Source organism: Kordia sp., assembly GCF_965224175.1.
Taxonomy (GTDB): Bacteria; Bacteroidota; Bacteroidia; order Flavobacteriales; family Flavobacteriaceae; genus Kordia.
The window spans coordinates 715,781-738,962 of record NZ_OZ245041.1 but is presented as its reverse complement, the minus strand read 5'-3'; the positions used below and the strand labels follow the sequence as shown (position 1 = coordinate 738,962).

The following is a 23,182-nucleotide window of genomic DNA, read 5'->3' as shown; positions in this document are numbered from 1 at the left end:
AAAACGAACATGAAAGCAACAAAGAAGCTTTTTAAAACAGAAATTGTAAAAAGACTCAAAGCGCAAGGAACAGATGAAGTATTATCAGAAGCCGCTTTACCAGCATACGCACACAAAAATCCTGTAATTGATCATATTTTTTGGAAACGATTAAAAGTCGTAGCTAATTATGTGCATAAGAAAAATAAAAAGTCGCTCAGAGTTTTAGATTTTGGTTGTGGAACAGGCGTAATGTCGTATGAATTAGCAACAAATTCACACAATGTTGTTGGTTTAGATTTAGATTTAAGACCTGTAAATTTATTGAAAGAAAACATCAACTATCCTGATGCTATAACATTTATGGAAGGTGATTTGTTTGATAAAGATTTAGAAGAAAATACATTTGATGTTGTCATAGCACTTGATGTATTGGAACATATGAACGACGATCAGTTACGAAAATACATGGGAAAATTCAGAACTTTATTGAAAAATGGAGGAGAAGTGATCATTTCTGGACCTACTGAAAATTTCTTATATAAATTAGGAAGAAAATTGGCTGGACAAGATTTTACAGGCGATTATCACGATTCTGAAATTCAATCGATTCGTAAGATTGTAAGTGAAACGTATGAAGTGAAGAGTTTGGCAAAAATTTTACCAATTTTACCTTTATTTGATGTTTTTGTAGCGCATAAAAAAGCATGATAGTATATGTTGGAAATATCGTTTCTGGCCATGGAAAAACGGCTACAACCATTGAAACTTTGGGGAAATTACTCCAAAAAGAAGGTTTTGACATTCGATTGACTTCCAACAAACAAAACAAAGTTCTACGTTTATTAGACATGCTTTGGACGGTTTTTAAACACCGTAAACAGCTTGATTATGTACTTATCGACACATACAGTACAGCTAATTTTCTGTATGCATATTATGTGAGTAAACTGTGTATTCGATTTAAAATCAAATATATATCAATTTTACATGGAGGAAATTTAGAAAAACGCTTAAAAAACAGCAAGGAAAAAAGTGATCTGATTTTTAAGAATGCATACGTCAATGTTTCCCCATCATTATTTTTGAAAACTGTTTTTGAGAAGTATGGTTATACGAACTTGAAACATATTCCTAATAATGTTGAACTTAAAGAATATCCTTTTAAACTACGAAAAAAGGTTCAAGCTAAACTATTATGGGTTCGTTCGTTTGCCGAAATATACAATCCGCAATTGGCAATTGAAATTGTGCACGGTTTGAAGTTGAATGGAGTAGAAGCAACATTGTGCATGGTTGGTCCTAAAAAAGATACTTCTTTTGAAAAAACGCAGCAACTTGCCAAAGAATTAGAAGTTGATGTAAAATTTACAGGGAAACTCACCAAGCAAGATTGGATTTCTCTTTCTGAAGCGTATGATATTTTCATAAATACTACAAACTTTGACAATATGCCTGTAAGTCTCATAGAAGCGATGGCACTAGGAATGCCGATTGTTTCTACGAGTGTTGGTGGAATTCCATACTTGATCAATCATGAAGAAGATGGTTTGTTAGTGAAGCCAAATAATGTTGTAGAAATGATTTTTCACATTAAAAAAATGGTGGTTACTCCTCAAATTGCTCAGAAATTATCAGAAAATGGACGTAAAAAAGCTGAAACTTTTAATTGGGAAGTTGTCAAAGAGCAGTGGAAAGACTTGTTAGTTTAGTTTGCTGATTACAATCATTTTATAGTACTTCTCGGTAGAAGTTTGCTACATAAATTTACTTGAAATGATGTTTGTAATATAAAAACTTGTGGCAATCTATTGCTTCAAATATCAAGCTTGTTTTTTGATATATAAATTACTTCGTTTGCGCTCGTAAAGACTGTAAACATTAAGTGCTCTACTTTTGTAATTTATCCAAGACAACGCCAAACACACCAAAAAGAACACTTGTGCCATTTGGAGAAATTCCTAAAGGATTATATGAATCAATTTTTACACCACGATTCATGTTTTCTATGTTATAAGTAGATTTTACATAGGTAAATACATCATTATTGGTATTACTATAGATATCGTTTACAGCAGATATATAATTATATTTTTCAAAGAAAGGCTTCTTAAGATCGCTGACATTAATTGTAAAATTAGTCAATGAAGTCTTTGTGCTAAACAATTGACTGTAGTTTTCAATCTGATAAAACTTAACGTTTTTAGTATTTGTATCTTGATCAAATATAGAAATTTCCGTTTGCGCATTTAGTGAAAAACTAAACACAAATACAATTAGAAACATATAGAAACACTTTTGAATCATAGAGTAAAATATATAAAACTACGGAAAGATAAGATTTTAATCGGAAACAGCTTCTAAGCATTCGTTAAAATAGGCTTGTTGTTATTGTAAAGACGTATCCAAAGTGTACTTTAAAATTCCTTAGGAAATTTTCAACAACACATTAATACTTCCGGCAAGTAACTCTTCTTCTGTGTAGTTTTCATAATCTTTGTGAAGCGTTAACTCTTTGAATTTTTTATACTTTTCAGAAGCTATATCACAAGTATCATAAGCTAAAGAAACCACTTCAAAACCTTCATTTTTAAAGATTTCTAAATAATCAGGTAGACGCAAACGGTTGTGATAATCGAATTTAGTATGTTTCTTTTTCCATTCGTCCTTGCTGTATTTTAAGAAATCGTAATACGACAATGACTTATCATCATATGCTCTGTGATCACTTGGCGAAATCATGTGTAAGATGTAGAATGGTTTTGGTAGATTTTTTGCAAAGTTTCGGTGAATTTCTGCCAATTCTTTCGGAGGAATATGTTCCAATACAAATCGAGAAAAGATTAAATCGACAGCCTCACTCGAAATAGAGCCAGTTTCTGCAAGATTTTTATTTGGGTAATAACTGATATTACTAGGCAAATCATAAGCACCTTTTTCTGTAGTAACATCAATCTTGAATTCGGATTTAAAATATGAATTTAATTTGGCAATCGTTTTTGAGTCATAATGTTCATTAATATCATAGGTAACGACTTTTTGCACATTTTCAAAATACATAAAAAAGTAAGGAATAATTGGTGCCCAACCTGAACCTAATTCAAAAACTGTTTTGTCTTTTAGTTCAATATTAGCTTCCGCTAGAATTTTTAAAGCTTCATTAAACGATCGATCATTCGTTTTTATCTTATAATTGATGCTGTTTCTATTCAGAAACTTCTGTAATTGATGATATACACCATACCCAATTTTATTAGGTAAAATGTCTAATGATTTAAAAATTAACGATTTGATTTGATGATTCATAAATGCCAGATTCGATTGCAAAATAACAAATAAAAAATGATTATTTTCCTCTGTTAAATTTTATTAATTTAGTTTTGTCTGATGAAATTTACCAATTACAATATTCAGGAAGAATCTTGTCTTGTTTTGGTTCATTTTACACTGTAGTTAGTCTTATAATTATGTTTCATAAATTTATTTTCAATCTTGGCGAACGCTTGCGAAATCCTTCCATACGGAAATGGTTTGCATTTTTGAAAGAGTCTGAAAAATGGTCTATTGAAGAATTAGAAGCCTATCAATTAGTACAATTAAAAGAACTAATTTCATTCGCGAAAGCACATTCTAGTTACTATAAAGAAGCATTTGCTACTATTGATGAAACAAAATTCACTTCTTTAGAAGATATTCAGCAATTACCTTTATTATCTAAGCAAGATGTGTTGGAACACACAGAAGCAATTCACACCAAGCACAATTTTAAAAAAGTATTTACAGCTACAACTTCAGGTTCTTCTGGAGATCCGTTAGTGTATAAGCGTGAAGAATCTGCTGATTCTTTTAATAGAGCTTCTATTTTTAGAGGATATTCATGGCATCATGTGCAACCTTGGGAACGCAATGGTTACTTTTGGGGATTTGATTTTTCAGCGATGAAACGCTTTAAAGTCAATATTTTAGATGCTTTACAAAATCGTTTCCGTGTGTTTGATTACAAAGAAAAAGCATTTAAAAAGTTTGTAAATAAATTACAACGAGCGCGTTATATTCATGGGTATTCTTCAATGATTTATCAATCCGCAAAGTTGATAAACGATCAAAAATTACCGAAACCTACACATATTAAGATGGTAAAAGGAACTTCGGAGAAAATTTACGACAGTTATAAAGAAGAAATTCAGCAAGCATTTGGTGTGCCAATTATCAGTGAGTACGGAGCTGCAGAAACTGGGATTATTGCTTTTGAGTGTGCTTCAGGAAATATGCACATTAATATGGAAGGCGTTATTGTGGAAGCAATTGAAAATCAGATTGTAGTGACGAATTTGCAGATGAAAACTTTTCCAATTATTCGCTATCAGTTAGGCGATTATATACAATTAGCATCTAGAGAAACAAAATGTTCATGTGGCAAAGCACATTATATTTTAAATGAGGTCACAGGTAGAATAGGAGAGAACGTATATGGTAAGAAAGAAATTTACCCAAGTTTATATTTTTACTATATTTTTAAGAACCTTGGAGCAAAATATAATATAAAACTAACGTATCAAATTATCCAAAAAGAAAAAGGAATTCTTATATTTAACCTTGAAGAAAACTTAACCAATAAAGATGAAGAAAAGCTAAGAGAAGAGATTTATGCTTATTTTTCCGACGATATTACTTACACAATCTGCCCAAATGTAAAGAAGAAAGTCGGTGAAGGAAAAACAAAAAGTTTTATCTCTTATATTTAGTTATACATTATGGCCTCGAATTCAAACATACATTTCGAAATATCGGAACGCAAACTCTTATTGAGAGTCTTCGATGTACTTGCTATGCTTTTTGGATTGTATATCGTATCAAATATTTTCGATTTTGACTATTTTAAATTTACGGAACAACGCTGGCTTTGGAGTGTTGTTTTGATTGTATATTTTATTCTGTTTTCAACAATTTTAGAATTGTACAACTTGCAGAAATCCAGTCGTTATGATACTACTTTTCAAGGAATTGTACTCACAGTTTCTATTACGGTTTTGTGTTATTTGCTAACACCTTTCTTTACACCAGAATTACCTGAAAATCGTTTGCAAATTTTATACTTTTTCTTGGCAATGTCTGTTGCTATCTTTTTATGGCGATGTGCTTATATTTTCTTTATTTCTTCTCCTAGATTTTTTAAAAATATCTTATTGATAGGAAGTACTGAAGAGATTACAATCATGTCAGATGCGATCAAGAATAATACAAACTATTATAAAATAGTTGGTTATATAGATTTAAGTTTGAATTTGACAGTTAAAAGTAATGAATTAACTGATATAAAGGAGATTACGGATTTAAATTTGAAAGAAGTTGTACAAGAAAAAGCAGTTTCAGAAATCATTATTGGAAGTAATGAACGTGAAGAACTTAGTAAACCTTTGTTTGATGGTTTGATAGCTTTGTTAGAAACAGGTTTACCGATTAAAGAATATATGCAAGTATATGAAGAACTTACATTTCGTGTGCCAGTACAATATGTAGGGAAAGATTTTTATAAGTACTTTCCGTTTAGCCGAAGTAATCAAAATAAGCTGTATTTGTTTTTTCATCGCTTTTTTGATATTATTTTCTCTATTCTTGGATTGTTAGCAAGCTTGTTTTTTTTACCTTTTGTTTTGATTGGGAATTTGATTGGAAATCGCGGTCCGTTGTTCTACACACAAGAACGCGTTGGTAAAAATGGTGTTCCTTTTAAAATTTATAAGCTACGCAGTATGGTTGTCAACGCAGAGCAAAATGGAGCTGTTTGGGCAACAAAAAATGACAATCGAATTACGAAATTTGGTAGTTTTTTACGTAAATCTCGTTTGGATGAAGTTCCTCAGTTTATCAATGTCTTAAAAGGTGAAATGAGCATGATTGGTCCAAGACCAGAACGTCCAGCATTTGTAAAACAATTATCAGAAGATTTAACGTTTTATGAAATTCGACACGTTGTTAAACCAGGCGTTACAGGTTGGGCACAAGTAAAAACAGATTATGGCGCTTCAGTAGAAGACAGTTTGCGCAAACTCCAATATGATTTATATTATATTAAACATCGAAGCTTCTTTTTGGATTTAAATATTGTAGTAAAAACTCTGAGTACTGTATTGTTTTATCGAGGAAGATAAGTTTTAGACTTGCTATCTCTCTTAGAAATGCTTCGCTTTTAGATTTTTAGACAACTTTCACTACTAGATTTTAGACACATTTGATACGTTTTTGCACGAATTTCAGGGAAATTCATGGTAATCTGTTTCTTTCGTATTAGAATAAGAATATTCTTTAACAAGCAAATTGATCACTTTTAAGCTTAAACAAACTTCATAGTTTGTTATCGACATGACTTTATGCTTCTAACTTCCTAAAGTAGTAAGTCAAATATATATAACGTACTAAAAATAGTATCAGTAACGGAATGGCGGCCAAAGCAAATTGCTGAAAGTCAATGATCCATAAAAAGAAAACGACAACTATCAATAGTATACAAACCATAGTGTGATTTGCTAACGATTTGCATTCTTTACTTTGTACTAAAAACTTTCTTACGAAGAAAATATTAATCGGCAGCAGCCATAAAATATTCATGTTCGTAGCTGTTGCTGTATGATCTGTAGCAAACCAAAGCAGTGTTAACATAATTCCTCCAAGTCCGCTTACAAGCATTAGTATAGCGTCTAACCAGCGTGTTCGTTTGTTGTTTTTGAAATCTAAAAATGTGATTACAAGTACTATTAGTAAGAAAATAGTAAAAATCACATATGGACTCAACAGGATGTTTCCGTTTGAGATTGCATTTTCCGGAGCTTTTAAAATTAGTTTTGTTTCTTTTACTAAAGGAGTTTTTCCGCCGCTTAGGGTTGCGTTTTCAAAGGCTTTGAATACATATTCTGGTAAAAACTGATATTCTTTCGCATTTGCAGGTTTGTCAATGACAGCACCAAGTGCAATATCGATTCCGAAACTTGACCAAGAATTGTCATTTAAATTATCATGAATTAAATCTCTAAATGTTTGTTGAGATGTGATATGATCTTCATGGAAAATGAAAGCATCTTTGAAGTTTTCTTTTATGATGTCTCTTTTTTTAGTTGCACAATTGTTGAAGAAAAAGTCATACTTATAATTTCGATTTTCTTCTTTGTAATTGTTTTCTAAATAGGCGAGAAGTGTACTGTTTTGCTCAGGTGTTAAGTTTAATACTTGTTCTTTTACCCAACGTTTTTCGTATTTGTAGGTGCGTATAAAGTTTTTGAAGCTACTTCTTCCAAGTTGATAAGGAAGTTTTCCTTGTGCAAATTTTATATAGAATAATGGAGTGTTAAAATCAAAAGTTCCGTAGTTGTAGACTACGTCATAACCAAATACTGGATCTTTGATGCGAAATGCACTGTGTCCAAACGATGAATATAATTCTGAGCCAGCTCCGCAAGTGATTACTGAAAATGTAGCTTCTGGTGAAAGCTTTATTTTGTTGGCTTGCTGTCCAAAGAGCATTCCCACAGAAAGAAATAGAAAAAATACAAGCTTTTTCATCTGTTCATGTTTATTACATTAAAAGGTCAGATAAAATTCGCCAATTATCTTTTTGATCAGCAATATTATAGTTGCTACGGCTCATTTCATCTGTTCAAATGTATTATTTTTTATTGGTCACATGAAAGATCGAGCTCGTTATTTTTATGTTAAAGCTAGATTTGAGAGAAAGAAGGAAAAAGTTGTCTATCTAAATAAACTCCAATCGATTTTTAAAGAGAATACATTGGAATACACAGCAGCACTTTGATCGCCAATGTCTGTTAAAGCGTAATCTACTTGAATTCCTCGGTATTTAAACCCAATTCCAATATTTGGTTGAAACGTTAATGATTCAGATCCAAAGTTGTTTTCATTTTGAAAATTACCAACTCCAGCTCTTAAGAATACTAAGTCTGTATACGCAAATTGTAAACCTACAGAAGGTGTTACACTTGCAAATGAAGTAGAGATAACATCGTTTGTTTCAGCAAAACGCATATTTAAATCAACTTCGGCAGTTAGTGCATAATCGTAGTTGAATGTAAATGTTCTGGCAACTCCAAACTGTAGCTTAGGAATTGTGATTTCTGTCGTTTCTGGCAAATCTTGTGTTGGAATTTGATCACTTACATTGTTGAATAAATCTTCATCGATACTCCAAGTATTGAATGTTGTCGTAATGTCACGCGCCATCAAACCAAATTTCCACTCTTTGTGTCTAAATTGTAATCCAAAGTCAAAACCAAATCCCCAAGAAGAAGCAAAATCACCAATAACTCTACGAATTACTTTGGCATTAATACCATAGTTTAAGCCTTGTACAGGCATTTTTCGCGCATATGAGAAAGTAATTCCATAATCTGCAGCAGAGAAAAGGCTAATTCTGTTAAAGTCAATATTTCCTTGACTATCTATTAATTGGGTTGTATTTAAAATATCATCAACACCAAAACGAATTAAAGAAATTCCCCAAGCACTTCTATCATCAATAGGCATGGCAAATGCTGCATAATCATACAGTGCAATATTTGCAAAATAACTTGAGTGCATTAATGCCAATTGTTTGTCTTCTAGCTGAACTAATCCCGCAGGATTCCAATAACTAGAGTTGACATCACCAATGTTTGCTACAACAGCATTTCCCATTCCGAAAGCGCCAGCATCAACACCAATATTCATGAATTCATTTGAATATTTAGCAACAGATTGACTATTCGCTACATGGGCAAATATGATAAAGAGGAAAACTAATAACTTTTTCAAGAGTGTAATTTTTATACAAATATGCGATTTTCTACCCTAATAAACTCAAAAAATAGATAGATATTGTACTCAATTCATCAACATTTCTACTTCTTGGCTATAGAGTTTGCAAAGTTTATTTATTTTTACAAAAAATCGACTACATGAATATCAAAAAACATATTCCAAATTTTATCACATTATTAAACCTCTTTTGCGGTTGCTTAGCGGTTATTTTTGCTGTGAAAAATCAGTTAGAAATTGCAGCATTTTTTGTGTTTCTAGGAATCTTTTTTGACTTTTTTGATGGCTTAGCAGCTAGATTGTTAAATGTTCAAAGTGAATTAGGCTTACAATTAGATTCGCTCGCAGATATGGTAACCAGTGGAATCGTGCCAGGAATTGTAATGTATCAGTTGTTTAACAGAGCTTTAGATATTCATGAAAAAGTACATGACGGACATTCTTGGTCAGATTCATGGCATTGGTTTCAAAATGAAGTTCACATTTTACCTTTATTTGGTTTGTGTATTGTGCTAGCTTCCGCATATCGTTTAGCAAAGTTTAATATTGATGACAATCAAACTTCTTCTTTTATTGGATTGCCAACTCCTGCCAATACTTTGTTGATAGTTTCGTTGCCTTTAATTTTGGCATATCAAGGAAGTACAACAATTGATGCTATTATTTTAAATAAATGGTTTTTGATTGCAATGACCGTTATTAGTAGTTATTTACTGAACGCTAATATTCCATTATTTGCTTTAAAATTTAAAGATTGGAGTTTTAAAAATAACATGGTAAAGTATATTTTCTTGCTTACTTGTGTTTTATTATTGGTGTTTTTACACTTTTTAGCGATTCCAATCATTATCTTATTGTACGTACTGCTTTCATTGATTAAAAAGTAATCTTTTTAGTCTTCATTATCGCAATCACAATTGCAAGAAGTTTTTGTAATGCCTATTTTTTCTGAGATTGCTTCGTCGTATTTATAATGAAACAACTCTATTTTTCCAGGATTAATTTTTCCATTTGTTGTGAGTACTTTTTCTTGTAGTAACCATTCTATAATATTGATAATGGTCTGTTTGTAACTTAAAGAAGTGTAGTCATAATCGGTAGTTTCAACAGTAATTCTTTGCTTTAAGAACTTAAATTCATTATGTTGTAAATCAGAAAGTTGTGATCTCACAGAAAAACGAATGAATAAAATTTCATTTCCATCTAAATCGTATAAGGAATGAGTCGTTTTTCTAGCATCAGATTTTAAAATGGCAACTTCATCAAGGTATACAATTCCTTTTTTTATTTTGATTTTTTGGGCGTGACTAAATCCAATGGCAAGAAAAAATAATATAAATAATGTAGTTTTTAGTTTCATGGTATTTTGTGTTAACGGTTTTAATTCTGATTGTGTCGTCAAAATGTATGCCGAAAAATACCTGATGTTCATGCATTGTTTTAAAATAAAAATATTTGAATCAAAAAAAAGAGGCGATAAGTTCGCCTCTTTTTTAATTTTCTTTTTTCTCAAAATCTAATTTCTTTTCTCGTAGTTCGAAGTTTTGTCCGAGATATACTTTACGAACCATTTCGTCTTCGGCAAGTTCTCTAGGTTTTCCTGCTTTTAGAATATTTCCTTCAAACATTAAATAAGTTCTATCGGTAATGGCTAGCGTTTCCTGAACGTTATGATCTGTGATTAAGATTCCGATGTTTTTATTTTTTAAATGTGCTATGATACGTTGAATGTCTTCAACCGCAACTGGATCGACACCTGCAAATGGTTCATCCAATAATACAAATTTAGGATCTGTAGCAAGAGCGCGCGCAATTTCAGTTCTACGTCGTTCTCCTCCAGATAATAAGTCTCCACGGTTTTTGCGAATATGACCCAAACCAAATTCTTCAATTAAAGACTCCATCTTCATTTGTTGTTCTTTCTTTGATAATTTAGTCAACTGTAAAACGCTCAAAATGTTTTCTTCGATACTTAATTTACGAAAAACTGAAGCTTCTTGTGCTAAGTATCCAATTCCGTTTTGTGCACGTTTATACATTGGAAATTTTGTGATTTCCATATTATCCAAAAAGATTTTTCCGCCATTAGGCTTTATCAATCCCACAATCATGTAAAAAGAAGTAGTTTTTCCAGCTCCATTAGGACCTAGTAGTCCTACAATTTCTCCTTGATTTACCTCAAGAGAAATTCCCTTTACAACTTTTCGTCCTTTGTAGGACTTCATGATACTATCGGCTCTTAAAATCATATAATTTTGGTCATTATGAAGTGTAAAAATACTAATTTCAATAGAACGCTAATACTTTTTAATAGTAAATTAACTTCCTATTGTTTAGAAATAGACGGTCTAAAAAACTATAATTTATGATTGCTGTTCTAAAGCTTCCCAATATTCATACGCTCTGCGTAAATGAGGAATTACAATAGTTCCGCCAATTAATGTTGCAATACTTAATGTTTCCATTACTTGTTCTTTACTTAAACCTTCTTTATAGCAAGATTCTAAGTGATATTTTACGCAATCATCACAACGTAAAACGGTTGAAGCTACAAGTCCTAATAATTCTTTTGTTTGCACATCTAAAGCGCCAGCTGTAAATGCGTTTGTATCTAAATTAAAGATACGTTTAATAACTTTATTATTATCGGCTAAAATTTTATCATTCATTTTAGCTCTGTAGGCATTAAATTCTTCTACTTGATTAGGCATTTTTTATTTTCTTTTTTAAATTTTTTTCAACTCTTTTTGATATCACGATTCCAACTTCATAGAGTATTAATATAGGAATTGCTACCACAATTTGGCTCGCTACATCTGGAGGCGTAATTACTGCGGCAAGTATTAATACAACTACTAAAGCATGTTTTCTATACTTACGTAAGAATGCTGGTGTGATTAATCCTAGTTTTGATAGGAAATAAATCACTAAAGGTAGTTCGAATACTAGGGAAACTCCTAACAGTGTATTTGTTAATAAACTTATATGTGATTGTACTTTGATTGTATTTTTGATGGCTTCTTCAATTTTGAAATTATAGAAGAAATACGATGACATGGGCATAATTACATAGTAACTAAATAGTAACCCAACAAAGAATAGGAGTGAAGCAAAGAATATAAACCAACGTGATTTTTTTCGCTCTTTTTTACTCAATCCTGGAGCAATAAAACGCCACAATTCAAATATAATGTAAGGAAAGGAAAATATGAATCCTAGGATCAATGCAGACCAAATTGCCATAGTAAACTGACCTGTAACATCTGTGTTGATCAATTCATCATCAAATTTTAATCCGCAAAAATCACTTTCAAAACCAATTGATTGAAAAGCTTCACAAAAAAACTGATACGTAACAAAATCTCCATCAAGATGAACAATCAGTAAGTTTTTGTAAATAGGCTGAATATAAACAAATACAACACATGCAATGATAAATATAGCAGCAAAACTTCGGATTAGGTGCCATCTTAGTTCTTCTAAATGATCTAAGAATGACATTTCATTTTTATTTTTCCCCATTATAGTATTCCTTCTTTTACTAAATCATGCAAATGTACGATTCCTGCGTATTTTCCTTGTGCTTCTACCATCAATTGTGAAATTCCATTATCTTCCATTACTTCCAAGGCTTCAACTGCCATAGCATCAATTTCAATACGCTTTGGATTTGAAGACATAATGTTTTCAGCTTTTAAATCACCTATATAGTCATTGTTAGACAGCATACGTCGAATATCACCATCAGTAATTACACCAATAATTTCTTCGTCCTTATTAATTACAGCAGTTGCACCAAGCATTCCTTTAGAAATTTCTACAATTACATCTTTCACAGAACTATTGGCAAATACTTTTGGTTGCTGATTTACAGAAGCTAAATCATTCACACGCAAGTATAACTTTTTACCCAAAGCTCCGCCAGGATGATATTTTGCGAAGTCTTTACTAGAAAACCCTCTCAATTCTAACAAGCAAACGGCCAAAGCATCACCTAAGACTAATTGAGCAGTTGTACTAGTTGTAGGAGCTAATCCGTTAGGACATGCTTCTTTTTCAACGTAGGCATGTAAAACATAATCTGCCTGCAAACCTAAAAATGATTCTCTGTTAGAAGTAATAGCAATTAATTTGTTTTTACTATTCTTGATTAACGGAACTAATACTTTGATTTCTGGCGTGTTACCGCTTTTGGAAATGCAAATTACCGTATCGTGTTCTTGAATAATTCCTAAGTCGCCATGAATAGCATCTGCGGCATGCATAAAAATTGCAGGTGTTCCTGTAGAATTTAAGGTAGCGACAATTTTTGTAGCGATATTTGCGCTTTTTCCAATCCCTGTAACGACAACTCTACCATTAGAGTTATAAATATATGAGACAGCTTGCGCAAACTCATCATCAATTAATGGAATTAAATTTTTTATCGCATTATATTCTGTTTCAATGGTTTGCTTAGCAACGCTAATAATACTATCTTTATATTTCAAAATGAATAAATTTAAAAATTGTTGTTACTAAAGAAAATAGTATCTTTAGTGTATGCAAATGTATGTAAAATAGTAAAAAGATAGAATGAGTTTAGTAGAAATTGACTTATACAAGGAACTAAAGAAGCACTTCGGGTTCGGTCAATTCAAAGGACTACAGGAAGAAGTAATTAAAAGCATTATCAGCAATAAAAATACTTTTGTTATTATGCCGACAGGCGGTGGTAAATCATTATGTTACCAATTGCCGGCACTAATGAAAGAAGGTACAGCTATTGTTGTTTCTCCCCTAATCGCCTTAATGAAGAACCAAGTAGATGCCTTAAGAGGAATATCTTCTCAAGACGGTATTGCACATGTGTTAAATTCTTCGCTTACCAAAGCGGAGACCAGACAAGTGAAAGAAGATATTACAAATGGTATTACAAAGCTATTGTATGTAGCGCCAGAATCATTAACTAAAGAAGAGAACGTAGAGTTTTTACGAACTGTAGAGATTTCTTTTATGGCTGTTGATGAAGCTCACTGTATTTCTGAATGGGGACATGATTTTCGTCCAGAGTACAGGAATTTGAGAAATATTATAAAGAAAATTGGGGATAATATTCCAATTATTGGTTTAACTGCGACTGCTACACCAAAAGTGCAAGAAGATATTCTTAAAAATTTAGGAATGACTGATGCTACTACTTTTAAAGCATCGTTTAATAGACCTAATTTATATTATGAAGTACGACCAAAGACGAAAAATGTCGATGCCGATATTATTCGATTTGTGAAGCAAAACCAAGGAAAAAGTGGAATTGTTTATTGTTTGAGTCGTAAACGTGTTGAAGAACTTGCCCAAGTACTACAAGTTAATGGAGTTAATGCAGTTCCATATCATGCTGGTTTAGATCCTAAAAAACGAGCAAAGCATCAGGATATGTTTTTAATGGAAGAATGTGATGTTGTAGTAGCAACAATTGCATTTGGTATGGGAATTGATAAACCTGACGTCCGTTTTGTAATTCATCATGATATTCCAAAAAGTATAGAAAGTTACTATCAAGAAACTGGTAGAGCTGGAAGAGATGGTGGAGAAGGTCATTGTTTGGCTTTTTATTCTTATAAAGATATTGAGAAGCTAGAGAAGTTTATGTCAGGAAAACCTGTTGCGGAACAAGAAATTGGACATGCACTTTTACAAGAAGTTGTTGGCTATGCTGAGACTTCTATTTCTAGACGAAAATTTATACTACACTATTTCGGAGAAGAATTTCCAGATGATGGAGAAGGAGCAGATATGGATGATAATGTGCGAAATCCGAAAAAGAAAGTAGAGGCGCAAGATCAAGTTGTTGAATTACTCAAAACAATTCAAAATACAAAACAAACTTATAAATCTCGCAACGTTGTCAATGTTTTGATTGGAAATGAAAATGCATTGATTAAATCACATAAAACACATTTACAACCTTTCTTTGGAACAGGAAAAGCACATGATGACAAGTACTGGATGGCATTGATTCGTCAGGTTTTAGTGGCTGGTTTGTTGCGTAAGGATATTGAAACTTATGGAATCATTAAGCTCACTGATAATGGATTAGCATTTATAGATAATCCAGCATCTTTTATGATGACGGAAGATCATGATTTTTATGATGCAAATGATGACAATATCATTACGGCTTCTAAAGGAAGTGGTGCAGTAGCAGATAAAGAATTGATGTCTATGCTAAAAGACCTTCGAAAGAAAGTTGCCAAGCGTTTAGGTGTTCCGCCATTTGTAGTATTTCAAGATCCTTCTTTGGAAGATATGGCACTCAAATATCCTATTTCCATAGAAGAAATGAAGAATATTCATGGAGTAGGAGACGGGAAAGCTAAAAAGTATGGAAAGGATTTTATTGAATTCATCAAAAAATATGTTGATGAAAATGATATTGTTCGCCCAGATGATTTAGTTGTAAAAAGTACTGGAGTCAATTCTGGATTGAAGCTATATATCATTCAAAGTGTTGATAGAAAACTTCCTTTAGATGATATTGCTGCAGCAAAAGGACTTGCTATGGCTGATTTCATTAAAGAAATGGAACAGATTGTATATAGCGGAACAAAACTGAATATAACCTATTGGATAGATGATGTTTTGGATGAAGATCAACAAGAAGAAATTCATGAATATTTCCTAGAATCTGAAAATGATAAGATTTCAGCTGCTATGGAGGAATTTGATGGCGATTATGATGATGAAGAGTTACGTTTGTATCGTATCAAATTTATCAGTGATGTAGCTAATTAAATAAAAGTATTATATTGATAACAAAAAAGCAATTTGAATTTTCAAATTGCTTTTTTTATTATATATCTTTATTATAAGAATCCTGTATTTCTTGCTTGTTCTAATAATGATTCATCTCCTTTTTTCTCAACATCAAATACTTCTTTTAAATGTCTTTTGCGTTTTTCTATAGCAGCTAAAGATAGTGGAATATATTCCGTTAAGTTTTTGGTCTTAATACCTTTAGAAAGATGAAAAAGAATGTTTCTATCTATATCATCAAGTACAACTTCATTAATGATTCTTGTTCGTAAAAGTTTTGTTACTGTATGACTATAATATGGCGGATCGGTTAGAACAACTTGAAAAGCACGCATGAGTTCATCTGAAGTTACATCACTTTTTACTAAAAAGCCATCAGGATTAATATTTTTTAGAATATTATGAATTCTGAAGTTATTATTAAACATAGTAAGAATTACAACTTTTGTGTCGGGAAGTAATTCTTTTACTTTGATTCCTAGATCTTCTCCTGAAATAATTTTTCCATCACTAGACGGAGGAAGTTTTATGTCTAAGAAGACCACATCATATGGAGTTCCTGTCGATGCGTTTTTAATTTTAGTAAAGGCGCCATCGCAACTATCAGCTGTATCAATCCGTAATTTCATTTCATCGGAATCGATACCTAATAGGGCATTTTTATAGCCTTCAATGATCATTGGGTGATCATCTACAATAAGTACTTTAATATCTGTATTCATCTGGTAAGGTTAAGTTCTATGTCATAGGAACGTCAACACTAATAGAAGTCCCTTTACCAGGAATGGAGTTAATTGTAAACTGTCCATGAAGTAAAGTTACTCTCGATTTCATATTTTTCAATCCAATACCGCTGCTTCTTTTATCTTGGTCAAAACCAACGCCATCATCTTTAATTGTTAGAATAATATGATCTTCGTTCTTTTTAAAATCTAGTACTACGTTCTCCGCTTGTGCGTATTTATTAATATTTTGTATTGATTCTTGAATTATACGATAGATATTGATTTTTATGTGCCCCGGAATGTCCGTCCAAACAATTCTATCGTCATCTTCAATTTGATATTTAAAATTAGTTATTTTAGATTGTTCTTCCAAAAGATTTGTGATCATTGTACTATAACTCGTCGTTTTATCGAAATTATCTAAACCTAATTCATGTGAAATATTTCTTACTTCTTCCTCAATACTTTGGAGTTCATTAATATATTGTTCTCTTATCTTTTTTGAGTTTGTGTCATCTTTGGCGTTCAAGCTACCTAAACTCAATCGTGTTCCAAACAATCTTCCTAAAATTCCGTCGTGTAATTCGAGGGAGATGCGTTCTTTTTCACGTTTTCTACCTTCTTCAATTTTATCTTGTTGATCAATCATTAAGTTGTAAATCTCTTCGTTGGCAAGTTGTTGTTGCTGTTCCATTTCTAGCTCTTTGTTACGTGTACGCTGTTGCGTAATCACATAAATAAGAAAGCCGAAGAAGATAATTGCGGTTGATATAGCAACAATCCAGTCATTTTGGAGGCTTAGTTTCTCGTTTTTAATTATATATTGATCAGTTTCAAATCTAATTCTCGCAAATTTATCACGTATTTGCCTTTCTCGTTTGATTAAGCTATCATTAATATGTATGTAAGTGTCTAGATAATGAGTTCCATTTTGGTGATCGATTTTTGATGATAATAGGAGAGAATTTAATACTTGTTTAAGGTTTTTAGATTCTATGGCAGAGACTCTAGCTTCGGAAACATATCTCAAACTCTGAACAGTATCATTTTTTTCTAAATAATATTCAGCCAAATGTAATTTACTGACTGCTATACCTGACTTAATTTTTAAACTATCTCTGATCTTTAAAGACTCATTAAATAAATCAGGTAATTCACTTGTTTCATTAGAAAGAAATTTTGTATAAGCAAGATTATCTAATAATATAGCATATTGTTTGGTGTCTTTGTAATAAAGACTATCAATTTTTAATGCTTGCTTGAAGTTATTAATTGCATCATTGTATTTTCCTTGATATCTATATACTAATCCAATATTGTTTAAAGTATATGTTTTTAGAATTTCATTTTCTTTTATTTTTTTTAAATAATCTAAAGCCACACTGTGGTATTCTAGAGATTTTTTATATTCTTCTAAATTTTTAAAAATAATCCCTAAGTTATTGTAACAGCTATATAGTCTTTTGTAATCATTTAATGGTTTAAAAACTTCAATTGCATTAAATGTAGATACTTCACTACCAATATAATCTTTTACTTTTTTTTGTACTAATGCCATATTGAATAGCATGCGTCCCATTTTAAATTTTTCAGAAGTCAATTTATATATATCTTGGGCATTATAATAATAATGGTAAGCACTATCATTTTTCTTATTATTAAAAAAATCTCCTAGCCTCCAATAGCATCTTGCTAAAGAATTAGAATCTTTTAATTGTTCAGATAACAATATTGATTGATTGATGGTTTCTCTAAATTTAAGAGAATCAGAATTTTTTTTATAATAAAAAGCAAGTCTTAAAAAATAGATGTTTCTTAATGAGTCATTAGGAATATTATAAGTATATTTAAGAGCAACATTAAGTTTTTCAATATTTTGTATTTCGTCATGTACACTATTTTTCACATCTTCTATAATACTAGAAATTGTATCATTTGTTTGAGAATAAATACTGTTAAAAATGAAAGTGACAAATATAAGTATTAAAGTTTTTTTCAAAATATATTTTGACTTTTATATAGCTAAAAATAGCAAAAACTATGGTACTTGCCATAGTTTTTGCTATTTATTACAATTAGTATGACAATCAACCTTCATTATCTTCCTCAACATCTGTTTGACTATCTTCCGTTCCCGTTACATTCTCAAATACATTATCATCACCTGCATCAGAAGTGCTATTTGGCTCACAAGCTATAAATCCTAAGTTTATTACTAATAATAAGGCGAATAATCCGAATACTTTTTTCATCTTTTTTAATTTTAATTAAGTTATTTACTAGTTATTGTTTCTTTATTTTGTTAATCATTTTTTCCTAATACAATAAACAAATGCTCTTTTTTGATGATTTTGTAAGTCATTACCGTACTATTTTTCCAGTTTAAAATCATACTTCCTTAAAAAACTACCTTACATTTATTTTAACTTCTTCTTCTAATTGATGTCTAATAATTTGTCAGCTTTTGCGTTTTTTTAAGATTTTCAGAACATTAAATCAAGGTAACTATTTGATAATCAGTAATTATAATTAAACAGTTTTTTAACTTGATTTATGAAATCAAGTTAAATTCAAAAAATCGGTTATCGGTATGGTTTTTCGGTAAAATAAATATGGGATTACAATACTTATAAAGAGTGCATTATTTTCTTCTAGGTATTTCTAAATTGTTTTTTGATCCGTATCTTCGCGAGGAAAATTAAATATATACGCATGGAAGACGGATTATACGCAAAATTTCATACTAGCAAAGGAGAGATTTTAGTTAGCTTAACTTATAAAAAAACACCTGGAACAGTTGGTAACTTTGTTGCACTTTCTGAAGGTAATTTGGAAAATAAAGCAAAACCACAAGGAACTCCATATTATGATGGACTTAAGTTTCATAGAGTAATTCCTGATTTTATGATCCAAGGAGGTTGTCCACTAGGAACAGGTACAGGAAGTCCTGGTTATAATTTTGATGATGAAATTCATTCAGAATTGACACACAGCGAACCAGGAGTACTTTCTATGGCAAATGCTGGACCAGGAACCAATGGAAGTCAGTTCTTTATAACGCATGTACCAACACCTTGGTTAGATGGTAAGCATACAGTTTTTGGACATGTAGCACACGGACAAGAAGTAGTGGATGAAATAGCACAAGGCGATACAATTGAAAAAATTGAAATCGTACGACAAGGAGCAGATGCAGAAGCATTCAATGCAGTTGAAGCCTTTAGAGTATTTAATGGTGCAAAAGCTGAAAGAGAAAAAGCTGCCAAAGAAAAAGCAGAGAAAGAATTAGAAGAAATCGCAACAGGATTTGATAAAACAGAAAGCGGATTGCGTTACAAAATCATTCAAGAAGGAAATGGTGCGAAAGCAGAAGCGGGAAAAACAGTATTTGTACATTATAAAGGAATGTTTCCTGATGGTGGTGTTTTTGATTCTTCTTACAGAAGAAATAAACCAATCGATTTTCCATTAGGACAAGGAAATGTGATTCCAGGTTGGGACGAAGGAATTGCTTTATTGAAAGTAGGAGATAAGGCTCGATTTGTAGTTCCTCCACATTTAGGATACGGACCAGCAGGAGCTGGCGGTGTTATTCCACCAAATGCAACATTAATGTTCGATGTAGAACTCATGGATGTAAAATAAAATCATATAAACGCTCTGATAATCTCAGAGCGTTTTTTTATTCACATTAGTTAGAGATTCATATATTGTACTTTACTCAGCAATCAATTTTTATAAAACATACATATTATATACTATATAATGGATTTAGAAAAATTAAAATACCCAATTGGTAAACCTGAAATTCCTAAGAATATCAGTGAAAAACATATTTCAGATTGGATACTTATCTTAGAAGAATTCCCGCAAAAATTAGAAAACTTAGTAGAAAACCTTTCTTCCACACAATTAGATACACCATATCGTCCTGACGGTTGGACAATTCGTCAAGTGATTCACCACGTATCCGATAGTCATCATAATAGTTATACGCGTTTTAAATGGACACTTACAGAAGAGCAGCCAATTATAAAAGCGTATTATGAAGATCGTTGGGCAGCATTATTTGATAGTAAAAATGCTCCAATACAACTCTCTTTACATGCTATAAAAGCGTTACACGCAAAATGGACTTATTTCCTAAAAGGATTGACTACTTCTCAGTTGGAACAAGTTTTTATTCATCCGGAAGGAAATGAAAAAGTATCATTGAAAGAAAATATAGGTATTTACGCTTGGCATTGCAATCACCACTATGCGCATATTGAACAATTAATGATCCGTGAAGGCTGGAGGTAACTTAAAACTTCACTCAGACAAAAGTTTGGTTGTGTCTAGCAATACTGCTTTTGATTAGCATGCTATTTATAATCGTGTATTTCTGTAGAAGGTAATAAGCGAGAATCTTCAAGAGCAGCAGTTCTATGACCTACAGTCTTTAGATAGTCTTTGTTTTGAGCAAACTCCATGAATTTCATGACAGATGACTGTTCAACAACTAAAACAGCATCCCATTTTTCAGATTCTGGACCAATTAGAAAGCTATTACTTTTTCCAAAATAAATAATTCTGCCACCTGCTTTTTTTAATTCGGGTAAGGTATTTTCTATATATAATTGATACGCTTCTTCGCCAGTAATGTCACTCTCTGGTTTTAACGCTTCTATATTTGAATAATCTGCTATTTTTCGAAACTTTAATAAGTTTAGCATAACTACTTTTCCTTTATCATGAAAATTTTGATAAAAGTCCTTTCCTGCATCAGGAGTTGCATCAATATATGTACTCATCATTCTATTTATTTACTTACTATTTAAAAACTATAAATTATAACCATTTTATATTACAGCCAATACTTGGTTTTTGGTCTGTAGCAACTTTTTCACCTTTTAATAAGGCATTTAAAGCAGTTCGAATATCTTTTCCTGTAACTGGAATTCCATTGTTTGGACGAGAATCATCCAATTGACCACGATAAGTAAGTTCCAAATCTTTATTGAAAATATAAAAATCAGGCGTGCAAGCAGCATCATAAGCTTTGGCTACTTCTTGAGTTTTATCATACAAATATGGAAAAGGATATCCTTGCGTTTTTGCATTTTCCTTCATTAAATGTGGCGCATCCGCGGGATAATTCTCAACATCATTACTCGAAATTGCAATAAAACGAACTCCTTTCGAAATATAATCATTGGCTAATTGTACCAATCCTTGATTTACATGTATCACAAACGGACAATGATTACAGATAAACATAATAACTGTAGCTTGATCACCTTTTTCTTCATATAGTGTAACCATTTCATCTGAAACTGTATCAATTAATGAAAAATGAGGTGCTTTTGTGCCTAAGGGAAGCATATTTGAAGGAGTAAGTGCCATTTGATATTTTGTTTTTAAAGGCATAAATTTACTCAAAAAAACACAATGGGAGACTTAACTTGGAGCGAATTTGAAAAAGTAGATATGCGTATAGGAACCATTATAGAAGTAAATGACTTTCCAAAAGCCAGAAAACCAGCGTATCAACTTACAATTGATTTTGGCGCGGAAATCGGAATTAGAAAATCATCTGCACAAATAACAAAACGTTATACCAAAGAAGAATTGATTGGTAAACAAATTATGGCTGTTGTTAATTTTCCTAAAAAACAAATAGCTAATTTCTTTTCGGAATGCTTAGTTATGGGCGCTGTTGATGGTGATGATGTAATTTTGATGCAACCTTCTGTAAAAATTCCGAATGGTTTGAAAATTTCGTAAATAATTATGAAGATATGATATTGTAATCATTAATACTTTTGTTCAACTCTTTATTTTACATCAATAACATAAAGGAAGTTATTCTTTTCCTGTAATCGTTTTTCCAATCGCTACGTATTTATTTTTTACATGATTTGGAAAATTTCGGGCACCATTCGCCTCTGCTGCATCAAATCCGCTTGGCCAAAAATACCCAAGTATTGCAATGGTTTTTGGTTCAGACAATGCTAACTCATAATAACTTTCTGCAACAGCATCCATTTCATTTAATTCGATATTGCCAAAGTCTAAATGTGCAAATGGAATGTGATGTGTATCCATTACGATTACTAATTTTTGATTTGCTGTTGAAAACTTAGATTTCAATAGAAGTAACTCATTGTTGTATGTAGTATCATTCTTCGGATCTTTTACAAAATAATGATCAAACCCAATCCAATCAACACTTGCCGGAACTTGTAAATCAGAAATAACGGGAGCAGCTTCTACTAGTAAAATTGGAATTTCAGGAATGGTTGATTTTATATAATCTGAGGCTAATTTCAACTCTTCAAATGAAATACCATTCCATGTAGGTTCTTCACCCAAATAAAATGCTTGAATTCCAGAAATATCATTTGTAAAGTTATTTGTGTTGACGAATTCATTCCAGCGTGACTGATAATCAGATCTTAAACTATAATTTGTTCCAGATGGAGCAGCATCACCATTAACCTCAAAGAAAAGTTCTTGCAAATGTAGAATACTTTTCATCTGAAGTAATTGCATTGTATTTATCCTATTCACAATATTATCTGTAGGATGTACGACTAAAATATCTGCCATGTTTGAGAATGAATGTACTTCATCTGCATAATTTGTTTTTACTTCAGTATCTGTAGGATCATCCCAATATGTATCTACTAGCGTAAAACCAAAATATTCAATATGTGAAGAAACATCAGAATCTGAATGTATAACAGCTTCCTCTGATGAACAGCCAAAAAATAATATCCCAAACATCAAAAAAAGAAATGCTTGCAGTTTATTTATATCTATTTTCATAAAAATATTTTCTTTAGTTCATTTTTTTGACATTCGTAAATCTCAAAGTTTCGTTTCAAAATAACTAA

At 31.6% G+C, this 23,182-nt stretch carries 24 protein-coding genes; 9 read left to right on the top strand and 15 right to left on the bottom strand.

Annotation, left to right across the window (positions count from 1 at the left end):
* Positions 1-9: 9 nt before the first annotated feature.
* Both ACOQOS_RS03490 and ACOQOS_RS03485 read left to right on the top strand, forming a co-directional pair.
* Positions 10-690: a class I SAM-dependent methyltransferase gene (locus ACOQOS_RS03490; RefSeq protein ID WP_420573575.1), complete on the top strand. Its 681-nt coding sequence runs from the start codon at positions 10-12 to the stop codon at positions 688-690.
* A complete protein-coding gene (locus tag ACOQOS_RS03485; protein ID WP_420573574.1) occupies positions 687-1,691 on the top strand; it encodes a glycosyltransferase family 4 protein in 1,005 nt (334 codons plus the stop codon). Before ACOQOS_RS03490 ends, ACOQOS_RS03485 begins: the two co-directional genes overlap by 4 nt.
* Before the next feature lie 178 nt (positions 1,692-1,869).
* Here ACOQOS_RS03485 and ACOQOS_RS03480 read toward each other — a convergent pair whose 3' ends face one another.
* Both ACOQOS_RS03480 and ACOQOS_RS03475 read right to left on the bottom strand, forming a co-directional pair.
* Positions 1,870-2,265, bottom strand: coding sequence for a hypothetical protein (locus ACOQOS_RS03480; protein WP_420573573.1), 396 nt, complete (start codon positions 2,263-2,265; stop codon positions 1,870-1,872).
* Between the two features lie 141 nt (positions 2,266-2,406).
* Positions 2,407-3,285 carry a hypothetical protein gene (locus ACOQOS_RS03475; protein WP_420573572.1) on the bottom strand — a complete coding sequence of 293 codons (879 nt, stop codon included), beginning with the start codon at positions 3,283-3,285 and terminating at the stop codon, positions 2,407-2,409.
* 161 nt (positions 3,286-3,446) lie between these two features.
* Here ACOQOS_RS03475 and ACOQOS_RS03470 point away from each other — a divergent pair, with 161 nt between their 5' ends.
* Both ACOQOS_RS03470 and ACOQOS_RS03465 read left to right on the top strand, forming a co-directional pair.
* Positions 3,447-4,724 carry a phenylacetate--CoA ligase family protein gene (locus ACOQOS_RS03470; protein WP_420573571.1) on the top strand — a complete coding sequence of 426 codons (1,278 nt, stop codon included), beginning with the start codon at positions 3,447-3,449 and terminating at the stop codon, positions 4,722-4,724.
* A gap of 9 nt (positions 4,725-4,733) precedes the next feature.
* Positions 4,734-6,131, top strand: coding sequence for a sugar transferase (locus tag ACOQOS_RS03465; protein ID WP_420573570.1), 1,398 nt, complete (start codon positions 4,734-4,736; stop codon positions 6,129-6,131).
* Between the two features lie 217 nt (positions 6,132-6,348).
* Here ACOQOS_RS03465 and ACOQOS_RS03460 read toward each other — a convergent pair whose 3' ends face one another.
* Positions 6,349-7,536, bottom strand: a complete 1,188-nt coding sequence (locus ACOQOS_RS03460; protein ID WP_420573569.1) for a DUF4105 domain-containing protein — start codon at positions 7,534-7,536, stop codon at positions 6,349-6,351.
* Positions 7,537-7,722: 186 nt separating this feature from the next.
* The gene (locus ACOQOS_RS03455; protein WP_420575127.1) at positions 7,723-8,697 is read right to left on the bottom strand and encodes a PorV/PorQ family protein; all 975 of its coding nucleotides are present in this window, start codon (positions 8,695-8,697) and stop codon (positions 7,723-7,725) included.
* Between the two features lie 227 nt (positions 8,698-8,924).
* Here ACOQOS_RS03455 and ACOQOS_RS03450 point away from each other — a divergent pair, with 227 nt between their 5' ends.
* Positions 8,925-9,671, top strand: a complete 747-nt coding sequence (locus ACOQOS_RS03450; RefSeq protein WP_420573568.1) for a CDP-alcohol phosphatidyltransferase family protein — start codon at positions 8,925-8,927, stop codon at positions 9,669-9,671.
* Positions 9,672-9,676: 5 nt separating this feature from the next.
* On the opposite strand, the gene ACOQOS_RS03445 is transcribed toward ACOQOS_RS03450, so the two are convergent.
* The 5 genes from ACOQOS_RS03445 to ACOQOS_RS03425 all read right to left on the bottom strand — a co-directional run bounded on the left by ACOQOS_RS03445 (position 9,677) and on the right by ACOQOS_RS03425 (position 13,274).
* The gene (locus tag ACOQOS_RS03445) at positions 9,677-10,216 is read right to left on the bottom strand and encodes a hypothetical protein (protein ID WP_420573567.1); all 540 of its coding nucleotides are present in this window, start codon (positions 10,214-10,216) and stop codon (positions 9,677-9,679) included.
* A 61-nt stretch (positions 10,217-10,277) separates the two neighbouring features.
* Positions 10,278-11,033 (bottom strand): LPS export ABC transporter ATP-binding protein, encoded by a 756-nt coding sequence (gene lptB / locus ACOQOS_RS03440; protein ID WP_420573566.1) that lies wholly within the window; start codon positions 11,031-11,033, stop codon positions 10,278-10,280.
* Between the two features lie 114 nt (positions 11,034-11,147).
* A complete protein-coding gene (locus ACOQOS_RS03435; protein WP_420573565.1) occupies positions 11,148-11,495 on the bottom strand; it encodes a carboxymuconolactone decarboxylase family protein in 348 nt (115 codons plus the stop codon).
* Positions 11,488-12,306, bottom strand: a complete 819-nt coding sequence (tatC, locus tag ACOQOS_RS03430; protein WP_420573564.1) for a twin-arginine translocase subunit TatC — start codon at positions 12,304-12,306, stop codon at positions 11,488-11,490. Before tatC ends, ACOQOS_RS03435 begins: the two co-directional genes overlap by 8 nt.
* Positions 12,306-13,274 carry a KpsF/GutQ family sugar-phosphate isomerase gene (locus ACOQOS_RS03425; protein ID WP_420573563.1) on the bottom strand — a complete coding sequence of 323 codons (969 nt, stop codon included), beginning with the start codon at positions 13,272-13,274 and terminating at the stop codon, positions 12,306-12,308. Before ACOQOS_RS03425 ends, tatC begins: the two co-directional genes overlap by 1 nt.
* Before the next feature lie 85 nt (positions 13,275-13,359).
* Here ACOQOS_RS03425 and ACOQOS_RS03420 point away from each other — a divergent pair, with 85 nt between their 5' ends.
* Complete coding sequence (locus tag ACOQOS_RS03420; RefSeq protein ID WP_420573562.1) at positions 13,360-15,558, top strand: RecQ family ATP-dependent DNA helicase; 2,199 nt, start codon at positions 13,360-13,362, stop codon at positions 15,556-15,558.
* Between the two features lie 71 nt (positions 15,559-15,629).
* On the opposite strand, the gene ACOQOS_RS03415 is transcribed toward ACOQOS_RS03420, so the two are convergent.
* The 3 genes from ACOQOS_RS03415 to ACOQOS_RS03405 all read right to left on the bottom strand — a co-directional run bounded on the left by ACOQOS_RS03415 (position 15,630) and on the right by ACOQOS_RS03405 (position 18,556).
* On the bottom strand, positions 15,630-16,301 hold the full coding sequence (locus ACOQOS_RS03415) for a response regulator (RefSeq protein WP_420573561.1): 672 nt from the start codon (positions 16,299-16,301) through the stop codon (positions 15,630-15,632).
* Between the two features lie 16 nt (positions 16,302-16,317).
* Complete coding sequence (locus ACOQOS_RS03410) at positions 16,318-18,303, bottom strand: tetratricopeptide repeat-containing sensor histidine kinase (protein ID WP_420573560.1); 1,986 nt, start codon at positions 18,301-18,303, stop codon at positions 16,318-16,320.
* Positions 18,304-18,391: 88 nt separating this feature from the next.
* On the bottom strand, positions 18,392-18,556 hold the full coding sequence (locus ACOQOS_RS03405) for a hypothetical protein (RefSeq protein ID WP_420573559.1): 165 nt from the start codon (positions 18,554-18,556) through the stop codon (positions 18,392-18,394).
* 460 nt (positions 18,557-19,016) lie between these two features.
* Between ACOQOS_RS03405 and ACOQOS_RS03400 the strand changes: the two genes are divergently transcribed.
* Together ACOQOS_RS03400 and ACOQOS_RS03395 are read left to right on the top strand one after the other, a co-directional pair.
* Positions 19,017-19,949 (top strand): peptidylprolyl isomerase, encoded by a 933-nt coding sequence (locus ACOQOS_RS03400; protein ID WP_420573558.1) that lies wholly within the window; start codon positions 19,017-19,019, stop codon positions 19,947-19,949.
* A gap of 120 nt (positions 19,950-20,069) precedes the next feature.
* Positions 20,070-20,606 carry a YfiT family bacillithiol transferase gene (locus ACOQOS_RS03395; RefSeq protein WP_420573557.1) on the top strand — a complete coding sequence of 179 codons (537 nt, stop codon included), beginning with the start codon at positions 20,070-20,072 and terminating at the stop codon, positions 20,604-20,606.
* A gap of 62 nt (positions 20,607-20,668) precedes the next feature.
* Here ACOQOS_RS03395 and ACOQOS_RS03390 read toward each other — a convergent pair whose 3' ends face one another.
* Positions 20,669-21,097, bottom strand: a complete 429-nt coding sequence (locus ACOQOS_RS03390) for a DUF1330 domain-containing protein (protein WP_420573556.1) — start codon at positions 21,095-21,097, stop codon at positions 20,669-20,671.
* 37 nt (positions 21,098-21,134) lie between these two features.
* Entirely contained in the window at positions 21,135-21,689 is a 555-nt protein-coding gene (locus ACOQOS_RS03385) for a thioredoxin family protein (protein ID WP_420575126.1), read from the bottom strand.
* Between the two features lie 45 nt (positions 21,690-21,734).
* Here ACOQOS_RS03385 and ACOQOS_RS03380 point away from each other — a divergent pair, with 45 nt between their 5' ends.
* A complete protein-coding gene (locus tag ACOQOS_RS03380) occupies positions 21,735-22,070 on the top strand; it encodes a tRNA-binding protein (RefSeq protein ID WP_420573555.1) in 336 nt (111 codons plus the stop codon).
* A gap of 78 nt (positions 22,071-22,148) precedes the next feature.
* Here the strand turns inward: ACOQOS_RS03380 and ACOQOS_RS03375 are convergent, their stop codons facing one another.
* Positions 22,149-23,114, bottom strand: a complete 966-nt coding sequence (locus ACOQOS_RS03375) for a hypothetical protein (protein WP_420573554.1) — start codon at positions 23,112-23,114, stop codon at positions 22,149-22,151.
* Between the last annotated feature and the right edge of the window lie 68 nt (positions 23,115-23,182).

What these genes read in the sequence shown, in the direction of transcription:
- ACOQOS_RS03490 (WP_420573575.1), top strand. Translation starts at nt 10, where the DNA reads ATGAAAGCAACAAAGAAGCTTTTTAAAACAGAAATTGTAAAAAGACTC.
- ACOQOS_RS03485 (WP_420573574.1), top strand. Translation starts at nt 687, where the DNA reads ATGATAGTATATGTTGGAAATATCGTTTCTGGCCATGGAAAAACGGCT.
- ACOQOS_RS03480 (WP_420573573.1), bottom strand. Translation starts at nt 2,265, where the DNA reads ATGTTTCTAATTGTATTTGTGTTTAGTTTTTCACTAAATGCGCAAACG.
- ACOQOS_RS03475 (WP_420573572.1), bottom strand. Translation starts at nt 3,285, where the DNA reads ATGAATCATCAAATCAAATCGTTAATTTTTAAATCATTAGACATTTTA.
- ACOQOS_RS03470 (WP_420573571.1), top strand. Translation starts at nt 3,447, where the DNA reads ATGTTTCATAAATTTATTTTCAATCTTGGCGAACGCTTGCGAAATCCT.
- ACOQOS_RS03465 (WP_420573570.1), top strand. Translation starts at nt 4,734, where the DNA reads ATGGCCTCGAATTCAAACATACATTTCGAAATATCGGAACGCAAACTC.
- ACOQOS_RS03460 (WP_420573569.1), bottom strand. Translation starts at nt 7,536, where the DNA reads ATGAAAAAGCTTGTATTTTTTCTATTTCTTTCTGTGGGAATGCTCTTT.
- ACOQOS_RS03455 (WP_420575127.1), bottom strand. Translation starts at nt 8,697, where the DNA reads ATGAATATTGGTGTTGATGCTGGCGCTTTCGGAATGGGAAATGCTGTT.
- ACOQOS_RS03450 (WP_420573568.1), top strand. Translation starts at nt 8,925, where the DNA reads ATGAATATCAAAAAACATATTCCAAATTTTATCACATTATTAAACCTC.
- ACOQOS_RS03445 (WP_420573567.1), bottom strand. Translation starts at nt 10,216, where the DNA reads ATGAACATCAGGTATTTTTCGGCATACATTTTGACGACACAATCAGAA.
- lptB (WP_420573566.1), bottom strand. Translation starts at nt 11,033, where the DNA reads ATGATTTTAAGAGCCGATAGTATCATGAAGTCCTACAAAGGACGAAAA.
- ACOQOS_RS03435 (WP_420573565.1), bottom strand. Translation starts at nt 11,495, where the DNA reads ATGCCTAATCAAGTAGAAGAATTTAATGCCTACAGAGCTAAAATGAAT.
- tatC (WP_420573564.1), bottom strand. Translation starts at nt 12,306, where the DNA reads ATGGGGAAAAATAAAAATGAAATGTCATTCTTAGATCATTTAGAAGAA.
- ACOQOS_RS03420 (WP_420573562.1), top strand. Translation starts at nt 13,360, where the DNA reads ATGAGTTTAGTAGAAATTGACTTATACAAGGAACTAAAGAAGCACTTC.
- ACOQOS_RS03415 (WP_420573561.1), bottom strand. Translation starts at nt 16,301, where the DNA reads ATGAATACAGATATTAAAGTACTTATTGTAGATGATCACCCAATGATC.
- ACOQOS_RS03405 (WP_420573559.1), bottom strand. Translation starts at nt 18,556, where the DNA reads ATGAAAAAAGTATTCGGATTATTCGCCTTATTATTAGTAATAAACTTA.
- ACOQOS_RS03400 (WP_420573558.1), top strand. Translation starts at nt 19,017, where the DNA reads ATGGAAGACGGATTATACGCAAAATTTCATACTAGCAAAGGAGAGATT.
- ACOQOS_RS03395 (WP_420573557.1), top strand. Translation starts at nt 20,070, where the DNA reads ATGGATTTAGAAAAATTAAAATACCCAATTGGTAAACCTGAAATTCCT.
- ACOQOS_RS03390 (WP_420573556.1), bottom strand. Translation starts at nt 21,097, where the DNA reads ATGAGTACATATATTGATGCAACTCCTGATGCAGGAAAGGACTTTTAT.
- ACOQOS_RS03385 (WP_420575126.1), bottom strand. Translation starts at nt 21,689, where the DNA reads ATGGCACTTACTCCTTCAAATATGCTTCCCTTAGGCACAAAAGCACCT.
- ACOQOS_RS03380 (WP_420573555.1), top strand. Translation starts at nt 21,735, where the DNA reads ATGGGAGACTTAACTTGGAGCGAATTTGAAAAAGTAGATATGCGTATA.
- ACOQOS_RS03375 (WP_420573554.1), bottom strand. Translation starts at nt 23,114, where the DNA reads ATGAAAATAGATATAAATAAACTGCAAGCATTTCTTTTTTTGATGTTT.